Raw genomic sequence first — 10,481 nt, forward strand, 5'->3', positions numbered from 1 at the left:
ATGGCGATGAGGCAGGGGCCCGCCCATGATGTAGTGGTCGAGTTTGCTCCATGAGCGCGAGAAGCTCCCCGTCGGATGGTATTCCTGGGGTCCGTCCCATGGTCGGGGTTGATCAGGTCGAGCAGATGTTGCAGGTCGGCGATGGCCCGCCTACGGCGTCGACAGCGACCACGACGGCCGCAAAGACCGCTACAACCCCGCCGACGCCATCCACTACCTGACACGCGGCGTGTCGTCGAAGAGGGCCGCCCGCCATAGATGATCAGTTCCGCCAGTGTGTCCGGCCGGCCGAACGTTCCGACGCGCTGCGGGATCTCGCTGGCGGACCAGCCGAGGCGTGCGCTGGCTTGTTCGTCCGTGGAGATTTCTCAACCGGGTTCGGTGACCTTGGCGGCGCCTTCCGGTGTGTTCTCCGGCTCGGAGGACGTGAGCACGGGGTGTTTGCGCAGGGCGATCCGGTCGATCTTGTTGGCGGGCGTCCGCGGCAGTTCGGGCAGGATGAGGATCCGGGACGGCCGCTTGTACGCGGTGAGACGCTCGGCGCAGTGGCGTTCGAGTTCCTGGAGGTCGGGTGGCGTGTCCGGTGCGGCGGACACGAACGTGACGGGCCGCTCGCCCTTGCGCTCGTCCGGTACGCCGATGGTCGCGGACTCGACCACCGTGGGATGGGCGAGCAGCGTGTCGTCGATCTCGCGGGGGTAGACGTTGAAACCGCCCACAATGATCATGTCTTTCGCGCGGTCGACGATGCGCAGGTAGCCGTCATCGTCGAAGCGTCCGACGTCACCGGTGTGGAACCAGCCGTCCCGGTGCGCGGGGATGATCCCTCCGTCCAGGCCGCGGTAATGGCGCAGCATGTGAGGCGCCCTGACCCTGATCTCGCCCACCTCCCCGGCGGCGACGGGCGTGCCGGTTCGGAGGTCGGCGACCTCTACCTCGACGAGGGGGGAGGGAATCCCGACCGAGCCTGGGCGCGGTGGTCGCCCGACCGGGTTGTAGGTGATCGGTGCCAGTTCCGTCATCCCGTACGCCTCGTAGATCGGTAGCCCGGTGACCGCCTGCCAGCGTTCCTGCAGGTCGGCGGGGATGGCCGAGCCGCCGCCCTGGCAGAGGCGCAGCGCCGCCAGATCGGCGCGGGCGAGTTCGGGGGCCGCGAGGACGCCGCCGTAGATGGCCGCCGGTCCGCCGCTGAAGACCGTCGCGCGATGCCGCTCCAGTTCCGCGACGACCGCCGCGGGGACGAAGCGCGGCACCATCACGAGCCCGCCGCGGCGGTAGACGGCGTGCAGGAAACCGATCGCCAGGCCCCAGATGTGGAACATCGGCGCCACGTTGAGCCAGATCTCCTCGTCCGGGCGCGTCGGCCAGCACAGCTCGGCGCCCTCGACCGTCGTCAGCAGCGTTTCGTGGGTGTACTCAACGCCCTTCGGCAGACCGGTTGTGCCGCCGGTGAACAGAAGAGCGGCCAGGTCGTCGGGGGCCGGGCCCTCCACCGGGGCCGCCGAGTCCGCGGGTCTGGCCGGCCGGAGATCGGCGTCGGTGACCGGCAGGACGTCCAGGCCCAGTTCGGCGGCGGACGCGAGCGGACCGGGTGCGGCCGTCTCCGCGTCGGTGAGGACGAACGCGGGTGAGGCCCCCTTCAGCAGCGGGACCAGCTCCGCCGGGGTGTAGCCGGGGTTGAGGCAGGCGATGCTCCCGCCCGCCGTCCACACCGCGAAGATCGCCACCGCCATGCGAGGGCTGTTGGGCATGGCGATCGCGATCGTCGCACCCCGCGCACCCGCCTCGGCGAGACGCGCGGCCAGACCATCGACCGCCCTGCCGTACTCGGCGTAGGTCAGCGTCTCGGCGCCGCACATCACGGCCACGCGGGCGGGGGCCAGGGCGACCGCTTCGCGCAGCGCCGCGACCATCGTCGCCGGCCGGCGCCCGCACGTGCTCGAGGGGACGGATCCATCCAAGGCAGGCATGGCTGCACTCCTCTCACCAGAGTGCGTTTTTTCTATCGGTCTATCGATAGAACGTCAATAGCCCAGCTCGGACCGGCCGGGCGTGGATGAGAGGAGGAGCCGCCGCTCAGTCCTCGGGCGGCAGGCCGATCAGGTCGCAGAACGCGGCGGAGACCTGTCCGGCGTTGAACTCGTCCGGCTTGTACCACCAGTGCATCCAGCTCATCATTCCGAGGATCCCCTCGCTGACGATGCGGGTCGGGTGCCCGGCCGGCAGGACGCCCTGCTCCTGCGCGCGGGAGACGACCTCCTCGACCCGGACGACGAAGTCCCGCTCGTGGCCGCTGACCTCACGGCCGACGTCCGCCGGCAGCGAGCGGAACTCCTTCCAGTACACGGCGAACGTTCGCTGGTTGAGGGCGAGGGAGCGGACGAAGGCGTCGATGACGCGACGCAGTTGCGTCGCCGGGTCGGCGGGAGCGGCGAGGGCGTCGTCCAGCGCTCTCGTGAAGTCGCGGTCGACCTGGCGGGCGATCTCCGACATGAGGACTTCCTTGGAGCCGACGTAGTGGTAGATCGTCGGCTGGCTCATCCCCGCGCGCTCGGCGATCTCCTTCGTGGTGCCCCGGTCGTAGCCGCGGACGAAGAAGACGTCGGCGGCGACGTCCAGGATCCGGCGCCGCTTGTCCTCCCAGTCGTCGTTCCGGCTGCCGGGCTTGCGCCCCGGACGCCTGCGCGTCGTGGCCTCGTCTCGTCGTGCGGTGTCCTCTGGAATCACGCTCCGATGCTAGCCGAATGATCGATCGGCCGATCGATCGCTTTGCGGCCCGGTGGTCCGGCTGCTACAGTCCCCAAAATAAATCGATTGACCGATCGAATGAATGGGAGGTGTCGTGGTGGGAGACCGACTCTTCGACCAGGGCGCCCAGGTGCGCCGGGTCCTCGCGGCCGGCCACGAGACCGCGTACCACGAGGCCGGGAGCGGGCGGCCCATCGTGCTGCTCCACGGATCCGGCCCAGGCGTCTCGGCCTGGTCGAACTGGTCCGGAGTGCTGCCCGCACTCGCTGCCGGGCACCGGGTGCTGGCGCCCGACATCGCCGGATTCGGCAGGACCCTGTTCCAGGAGGGGACCGAGTACGGGATCAAGCTCTGGACGCGGCAGCTCTTCGCGTTTCTCGACGCCCTGGACATCCCGTCCGCCGTGCTGGTGGGGAACAGCTTCGGCGGCGGCCTGGCGCTGGCCGCAACGCTGCGGGACCCGTCCCGCGTGGACGGCCTCGTACTGCTCGGCACGCCCGCCGGGACGTTCACGATGACCGAGGGGCTCCGGGCGGGCTGGCACTACGAACCCGATCCGGACGAGATGCGGCGCATCCTGCGGCTCTTCCCGTATGACAAGAGCCTCGTCACCGAGGAGATGGTGCGGGCGAGGTACGAGGCCAGCGCCGCCCCGGGCGCCCAGGCGGCCTTCCGGAAGCTGATTCCGGAACCCGGCCCCGGGGACACGCCGGTCAGAGGCGTCCCCGAGGACAGGCTCCGCACGATCGCCAAGCCCGCGCTCATCGTCCACGGGCGCGAGGACGAGGTCATCCCCGTGGAGCTCGGCTGGCGCCTGGCCCGCTCGATCCCGGACTCCGAGCTTCACGTGTTCGGGCAATGTGGCCACTGGGTGCAACTCGAACGGCCCGCCGCGTTCACCGCCCTCGTCCGCGACTTCGCCGGGAGGCGGGCATGAGCCTGCACGGCGTCGAGAAGGCGCTCTACGACCTCAACGTCGACCGGCGCGCCCGGGAGACCTTCAAGGAATCTCCCGCCCGTTTCGCCGATCGTTACCGGCTGACCGGGGAGGAGGCGGCGATGCTGACCGACCGGGACGTTCGCGGCCTCGCCTCGCTGGCCGCCAACCCGATGCTCGTGTGGGGGTTCTGGCTGATGCTGGCGCCCGAGGGGGAGCGCGGTGCACCTGGCTATCTGGCCAGGCTGCGCGCCGAAACACCCGCTCGGCGACCCGTCCCCGCGTCCGGCGATTCAGAGGGAGACTGACCATGGGCAGCATCGTCGGCGGCTTCCTGCTGCCCCACGACCCGATGATGTTCACGCATCCGGACGCGCCGGACGCGCCGGTGCGCGAGCGCGTGCACGAGGCGTACCGGGAGATCTCCCGGCGGCTCGCCGCGCTGGACCCGACCACATTGGTGATCATCGGCACCGACCACTACATCCTGTTCGGCCCCGGCTGCCTGCCCCAGTTGCTCATCGCGACCGGAGACCTGGACGGTCCGGTCGAGCGGCTGCCCGGCCTGGCACGCGGCCCGCTGCCGGACAACGCGCCGCTGGCCCGGCACATCGCCGGGCACGGGCACCGGCACGGCGTCGACTGGGCGGTCGCACCGACGTTCACCGCGGACCACTCCGTGGTCATCCCCTACCATCTGGTCGCCGAGCCACTCGGGCTGCCGGTGATCCCCGTCTATCTCGCCTGCGGCGTCGAGCCACTGCTGCCGCTAGCCCGCGCCGTCCGCGCCGGAGAGGCGATCCGGGAGGCCGTCGAGGCCGCCGGAGAGGACGAGCGCGTCGCCGTCATCGGCAGCGGCGGTATCAGCCACTGGGTCGGAACCGCCGAGATGGGCCGGATCGACTCCGGTTTCGACCGGATGGTGCTCGACCGCGTCGCCGCCGGCGACACCGCCGCACTGGCCGGCCTGGATGACGCCGAGATGCTTGCGGAAGCGGGCAACGGCGCACTCGAAGTGCGCACGTTCGTCGCGGCGATGTCGGCCGTGGGGCCCTGCCGGGGGGACGTCATCGCCTACGAGGCCGTCCCGGAGTGGATCACCGGCCTGGGCTTCGCCGAGCTGGTCCCGCTGGAGGCCGCCGATGTCCGCTGACCTCAAGAGCACCGGAGGCCGTACGGTCCTGTGCGCGGCAGACGATGTGCCTCCTGGGCGGATGCTGCGCGTCGTCACCGGCGACGCCGGGCCGCTGCTGGTCTCGAATGTGAACGGGACGATCCATGTCACCGACGACACCTGCACCCATGCCGAGGCGTCGCTGAGCGAAGGCGATCTGGAGGGAGGCCGGGTCGTCTGCCCGGTGCACTGGGCGGAGTTCGACCTGGCGACGGGCGAGGCCCTGTGCTTCCCCGCGTCCAGACCCCTCACCGTGTACAGGGCGGTCGTCGAGGACGGCATGGTCGTCGCGTTCCTCGCGCGGAGGTCGGCATGAGCGGCATGAACGACGAACTGCTCGCACTGTCCGGGCTGGACGACGGCTGGCTCGATCGCCGCGTCTTCTGGGACCGGGACGTCTACGAACTGGAGCTGGAGCGGATCTTCGCCCGGTGCTGGCTGTTCGTCGCCCACGAGTCCCAGCTGCCGAAGCCCGGGGCGTTCCTCACCACCTGGATGGGCGAGGACAACGTGCTCGTCGTCCGGCGGCGGGACGGCTCCATCGGCGCCTACCTCAACAGCTGTCCCCACAGGGGCAATCGCGTGTGCACCGCCGAAGTGGGGACGGCCCGCGGGTTCGTGTGCAACTACCACGGCTGGTCGTTCGGCCTCGACGGAGGGCTCACCGGCGTGCACGAGTCCGCGGCCTTCGGCCGGGAACCGGGCTTCGACCGCTCCCGGCTCGGGCTCACCCCCGTGGCTCAACTCGACACCTACAAGGGATTGGTGTTCGCCACGTTCGACCCCGGCGCGCCGCCGCTGTCGGACTACCTCGGCGACTTCGCCTTCTATCTCGACGTGATCCTCGACAACGACGAGGGCGGCACGGAGTTCGCGGGCGGCTCGATCAAGTCCGTCCTCGGCTGCAACTGGAAGATCGCGGCGGAGAACTTCGCCGGTGACGCGCTGCACGCCGGCTGGACGCACGCGTCCGGCGCGGAGGCCATGCTCGGCCGCGGCGTCCCCGACCTGGGCGCGGAGGACGCCGAGAGCTACCACGTCAACGCGAACGGCCACTGCTGGGAGTTCAACCTGGACGGCGTCGGGAACGCCGCCACCCTCGGTGACCCACGGGTCGTGGCCTACCTGCGCGACCATGAGAAGCGCGTCGCCGAGCGGCTCGGCGACCTGCGGGCGCGGATGGTCGGCTCGATCAGCTCGGTGAACGTCTTCCCGAACTTCTCGTTCCTGCCCGGCCAGAACACCTTCCGGACATGGCAGCCGAAGGGGCCGCACCGCACCGAGCTGCACACCTGGGTCCTGGTGAACCGGAACGCCCCCCAGGATGTGAAGGACGCCTGGCGCAAGGGAGCGATGATGACCTTCTCTCCCTCCGGCGTCTTCGAGATGGACGACGGCGAGAACTGGGAGCTGGCCACCCGGTCCAACGCGGGCGTGGTGACGCGGAAGCAGCGGCTCTACTACGGCCTCGGGTCCGGTACGGCGATCGAGCACCCCGAACTGCCCGGCAACGTGCACCGCGGCCAGATCAACGACGCCAACCAGCGGGCGTTCTACCGGCGCTGGTCGCAACTCCTTCGCGCCCGCACATGGGAGGAGGCGGCGTCATGACCGCGATGGAGACGTACTGGGAGGTCCAGACCTTCCTCGCCTACGAGGCGCGGTTGCTCGACGAAGAGCGGTACACCGAATGGCTCGGGCTCTTCACCGGGGACGCGCACTACTGGGTCCCCGGCGTGGAGAACCGCGGCCGGTCCGATCCGGACGGCCCCTACGCGCCGTCCCGTATGGCCTACTTCGACGACACCCTCGAGGACCTGCGCCGTCGTGTCGTCCGCTTCACCGCGCCCACCGCGTGGGCGGAGGACCCGGCGACCCGGCACCTCCACGTCGTGTCCAACATCGAGGTGGAGCCGGCGGAGACGCCCGGCGAGCTGCTCGTCCGCTCGGTGATCGTCAACTACCGGGGCCAGGGCGACATCGACGCCGCGACCCTGTACGGGCGGCGCGAGGACGTCCTGCGCCGGGTCTCGGGCGAGCTGCGGATCGCCCGCCGGCTCGTCCTCCTGCGGCACGCGGTTCTCCCCGCCAAGAACATCAACACCTTCTTCTAGGAACCGGCACGACATGACGGCAACAGGTACAGGACGGCTCGACGGCCTGGTCGCGCTGGTGACCGGCGGCGGAAGCGGCATCGGCCGGGCCATCGTCGACCGCTACGTCGCCGAGGGAGCGCGTGTGGGCGTTCTCGAACGCGACCCCGGGCGGGCCGCGGCGCTCGCCCGCGATCACGGTGACCGGGTCACGGTCGAGATCGGAGACGTCAGGGAGCCCGAAGCCCACGGGGCGTCGGTGACCCGAACACTCGACGTCCACGGCCGCCTGGACGCCTACGTCGCCAACGCGGGCGTGTACGACTACTCGACCCGCTTCGAGGACCTCGGCGAGGACCGCGTCGCGGCGGGTTTCGCCGAGCTGTTCGAGACGAACGTTCTCGGCTACATGCTCGGCGCAAGTGCGGCACTTCCGGCACTGCGCGACAGCGGCGGATGCCTCATCTTCACGGTCTCCTCCAGCGGCTTGTACGCGGGCGGCGGTGGGGCACTGTACGTCGCGTCCAAGCACGCGGTGGTCGGGCTGGTCCGGCAGCTCGCCCACGAACTGGCCCCGGACGTCCGGGTGAACGGCGTCGCCCCAGGTGCGACGCTGACGGCACTCGGCGGGCTGGCCGCCCTCGGCACCGCCGACCGGCGCCTGGACGCGGAACTGGACGGGCTCGACCGGCACATCCCGCTCGGCTTCGTCAGCGACCCCGCCGACCACGCCGGCCTGTACGTCCTTCTCGCCGACCCGCGTGACTCCCGCTTCATGACGGGAGCCATCCTGCCGAGCGACGGCGGGCTCGAAGTCCGCGGTGCGGCACGTCGACCGAAAGGCGCCCGATGAACCCGAAGCTGACGGTATCGCTCGGGCTGTGGCAGGACAGGCCCGCACGCGAAGCCCTGGAAACGGCCGCCCTCGCCGACGAGCTCCGCTTTCCGGAACTGTGGATCGGCGAGATGGCCACGTACGACGCGTTCGCCCTCGCGGTCGCGGTGGCCGCCCGGACGTCCTCGATCATGCTGACGCCCGGGCCGCTGCCGGTCGCCGTCCGCGACCCGATGATGATCGCGATGGCGGTGGCGTCACTCGCCGATCTGACCGGTCGCGTCGCCGGCGTCGCGATCGGCACCTCCAGCCCGCACGTCGTGGAGCGCTGGCACGGCCGCGAACGGCGGGATCCTCCCACCGCGCTCGCCGAGTCCGCCGAGGTCCTGCGGCACCTGCTCGCCGGAGAGCGGGCCGGCTTCGAAGGCAGAACCGTTCGCGTCCAGGACTACCGGCTTCGGCTGCCGGCACCCCGCAGTCCCATCACGATCGCGGCGTTCGGGGCGGCGGCGGTCCGCGCGGCCGCCCGGCACGCCGACCGCATGGTGGTCAGCCTGGTCACGGCGGACTCGGCGGGACGGCTCGCGGCGCGGCTCCGATCCGAGTCCGATGCGGCCGGCACCAGCGCACCACCGGTGGCGGCGTGGGTGCCGGTGGCCGTGGACGGTGGCGCGCAGGCACGTGAGCAGGTCCGCCGGGCCGTCGTCGGCTATCTCGCCGCGCCCGGATACGCGCAGATGTTCGAGGAGGCCGGCTTCGGCGACGTGGTCGCCTTGGCGCGCAGCCGCCCCCATCCGTCCGAGTTGCTCGCCGCCGTCCCGGACGAATTGGTCCACGCGGTGGCGGCGCTCGGCGGGCCGGAGGAGGTCGCGGCACGGCTCGCGTCCTACGCCGTCGACGAGATCGCCGTCCTGCCGTGCTGCACCGATGAGGACCCGGCAGGCGAGCACACCCTGCGCACTCTGGCCGCCTGGACCGGACCGTGAACCGGCACGTCCCCCGCCGGATCGTGATCGTGGGCGGCGGCCTCGCCGGGCACACCGCCGCGACCACTCTTCGAGCCGAAGGCTACGACGGTGAGCTGATCCTGCTCACCGACGAGCCGTGCCCGCCCTACGACCGGCCACCGCTGTCGAAGGAACTGCTCGCTGGGACGGTCGACGACACCACGCTGCCCACAGCACACGACATCGAGGTGCGCACCGGCTCCCGTGCCCTTCGGCTCTTCCCTGACGCCGTCGAAAGCACGACCGGCACCGACCCCTACGACGGGCTCATCATCGCGACGGGCAGTTCCCCCATCAGGCTCGCCGATCCGTCACCCCACGTCCACGAATTGCGCACCGCCCTCGACGCGCTGCGTCTTCGCGAAGCTCTGCGCACCGCCTCCTCGGTCGCGGTCGTCGGCGCGGGCTGGATCGGCAACGAGGTCGCCACCCGCGCCGCCGCGCTGAACCTCAAGGTCACCGTGATCGACGCCGCGTCCGCCCCGCTCGCGCGGGCGATGCCCGCCCCACTCGCGGAACACTTCGTCCCCTGGTACGCCGACCGGGGGATCGACCTGCGCTTGGACACCCCGGTTGACGGGGCGGACGAACGCGGCGTGCGTCTGGCGGACGGCGGGCGCGTCGACGCCGATCTCGTCGTCATGGGTATCGGCGCACGCCCGGCCACCGGCTGGCTCCACGGCAGCGGTGTTCCGTTGGCTCCTGACGGCGCCGTCGAAGCCGACGCGACACTGCGTGCCGGCCCGGGCTCCGTCTTCGCCGCGGGGGACGCCGTCCGCTGGCCCTCCAGCTTGTTCGGTGACCGGCTCCGCGTCGAGCACTGGGACCACGCCGCAGCATCCGGCCGGACCGCCGCCCGAAATCTCCTCGGTCTCGGTGAGCCCTACGACCCGGTGCCCTACTTCTGGTCGGAGCAGCTTGGGCACCGGATCCAGTATGTGGGCCATCACCGTCCGGCGGACACGTTCGTCCTGCGTGGGAACCCCGCCGGTCGGGGCCCTTGGGCGGCCCTGTGGTTCCAGGGGCCGCGGCTGCGTGCCGCGCTCTCCATCGACGACCCGCGTACCGCGAGGGACGCGCGGCGCCTCATCGCCAGCCGAGTCCCCCTGTCCGCCGACCGGGCCGCCGACCCGGACGTCCGGCTGAACGAAACCGCCTTGTAATCACAGAAGACCAGTCGATCAAGGCCGAGGGCAGTCGATCGGGGAGCCACTCACCTGCGGAAACGTCAGGGGAGTCGTGCCGGGTCCGGGGGCCGACCACGGTGGCTCCCCGATCGGCTCCCATGCCTCCTCCCGTCCAGGAGGGTCCTACGGCGAGCAAGATCGGGTTCGAAGCCTCTGGCTTCGATGGTGTAGGTGCTTGTCAGCGCGTGTCGATGGAGTCTGTGATGTGGCGCGCCTCCTGTCATGTCCACCGTGAAGACGCCCTCGGCAAGGGGATCCCGGCGGTTCGACACCCCTACAGACAGGCGGGTGACCACGGCCAGATCAGCGAGCTCCTGTCAGCGCATGCGCACGCCCGAGCCACCTTCGTGCCTTCATGCTGGGACGCGGAGGGCGAGGAGAGCGACGTCGTCCTCGCCGCTGAGCTCCATGCGCTCCAGGAGTTGGTCGCACAGGTCGGACACGGGGAGCCGGGCCAGGTGGGCGCTGTGGCGGCGAAGGCCGGTGAGGCTGTCGGTCAG

11 protein-coding genes are annotated in these 10,481 nt (G+C 71.0%); 9 read left to right on the top strand and 2 right to left on the bottom strand.

From position 1 onward, the window contains the following. Nucleotides 1-368: 368 nt before the first annotated feature. Both ABWI04_RS02920 and ABWI04_RS02925 read right to left on the bottom strand, forming a co-directional pair. Entirely contained in the window at nt 369-1,970 is a 1,602-nt protein-coding gene (locus ABWI04_RS02920) for a class I adenylate-forming enzyme family protein (protein ID WP_353831308.1), read from the bottom strand. 106 nt (nt 1,971-2,076) lie between these two features. Continuing rightward, a complete protein-coding gene (locus ABWI04_RS02925; protein WP_345172359.1) occupies nt 2,077-2,727 on the bottom strand; it encodes a TetR/AcrR family transcriptional regulator in 651 nt (216 codons plus the stop codon). 118 nt (nt 2,728-2,845) lie between these two features. Between ABWI04_RS02925 and ABWI04_RS02930 the strand changes: the two genes are divergently transcribed. The 9 genes from ABWI04_RS02930 to ABWI04_RS02970 are packed head-to-tail and all read left to right on the top strand — an operon-like array spanning nt 2,846 to nt 9,957. Further along, nucleotides 2,846-3,685 (top strand): alpha/beta fold hydrolase, encoded by an 840-nt coding sequence (locus tag ABWI04_RS02930; protein ID WP_353831309.1) that lies wholly within the window; start codon nt 2,846-2,848, stop codon nt 3,683-3,685. Beyond that, entirely contained in the window at nt 3,682-3,993 is a 312-nt protein-coding gene (locus tag ABWI04_RS02935; RefSeq protein ID WP_345172363.1) for a hypothetical protein, read from the top strand. The genes ABWI04_RS02930 and ABWI04_RS02935 overlap by 4 nt, the downstream gene beginning before the upstream one ends. 2 nt (nt 3,994-3,995) lie before the next feature. Then, nucleotides 3,996-4,838, top strand: a complete 843-nt coding sequence (locus tag ABWI04_RS02940; RefSeq protein WP_353831310.1) for a DODA-type extradiol aromatic ring-opening family dioxygenase — start codon at nt 3,996-3,998, stop codon at nt 4,836-4,838. Continuing rightward, nucleotides 4,828-5,175: a non-heme iron oxygenase ferredoxin subunit gene (locus tag ABWI04_RS02945; protein ID WP_345172367.1), complete on the top strand. Its 348-nt coding sequence runs from the start codon at nt 4,828-4,830 to the stop codon at nt 5,173-5,175. The genes ABWI04_RS02940 and ABWI04_RS02945 overlap by 11 nt, the downstream gene beginning before the upstream one ends. Beyond that, nucleotides 5,172-6,470 (top strand): aromatic ring-hydroxylating oxygenase subunit alpha, encoded by a 1,299-nt coding sequence (locus ABWI04_RS02950; protein ID WP_353831311.1) that lies wholly within the window; start codon nt 5,172-5,174, stop codon nt 6,468-6,470. The genes ABWI04_RS02945 and ABWI04_RS02950 overlap by 4 nt, the downstream gene beginning before the upstream one ends. Then, complete coding sequence (locus ABWI04_RS02955; RefSeq protein WP_353831312.1) at nt 6,467-6,973, top strand: 3-phenylpropionate/cinnamic acid dioxygenase subunit beta; 507 nt, start codon at nt 6,467-6,469, stop codon at nt 6,971-6,973. The genes ABWI04_RS02950 and ABWI04_RS02955 overlap by 4 nt, the downstream gene beginning before the upstream one ends. 13 nt (nt 6,974-6,986) lie before the next feature. Then, nucleotides 6,987-7,805, top strand: a complete 819-nt coding sequence (hcaB, locus tag ABWI04_RS02960; protein ID WP_353831313.1) for a 3-(cis-5,6-dihydroxycyclohexa-1,3-dien-1-yl)propanoate dehydrogenase — start codon at nt 6,987-6,989, stop codon at nt 7,803-7,805. Beyond that, a complete protein-coding gene (locus tag ABWI04_RS02965; RefSeq protein WP_353831314.1) occupies nt 7,802-8,773 on the top strand; it encodes an LLM class F420-dependent oxidoreductase in 972 nt (323 codons plus the stop codon). The genes hcaB and ABWI04_RS02965 overlap by 4 nt, the downstream gene beginning before the upstream one ends. Next, nucleotides 8,770-9,957: an NAD(P)/FAD-dependent oxidoreductase gene (locus tag ABWI04_RS02970; protein WP_353831315.1), complete on the top strand. Its 1,188-nt coding sequence runs from the start codon at nt 8,770-8,772 to the stop codon at nt 9,955-9,957. The genes ABWI04_RS02965 and ABWI04_RS02970 overlap by 4 nt, the downstream gene beginning before the upstream one ends. The last annotated feature ends 524 nt before the right edge of the window (nt 9,958-10,481 follow it).

This window comes from Actinomadura sp. NPDC000929, from assembly GCF_040492065.1.
GTDB classification, from domain to species: domain Bacteria; phylum Actinomycetota; class Actinomycetes; order Streptosporangiales; family Streptosporangiaceae; genus Spirillospora; species Spirillospora verrucosospora.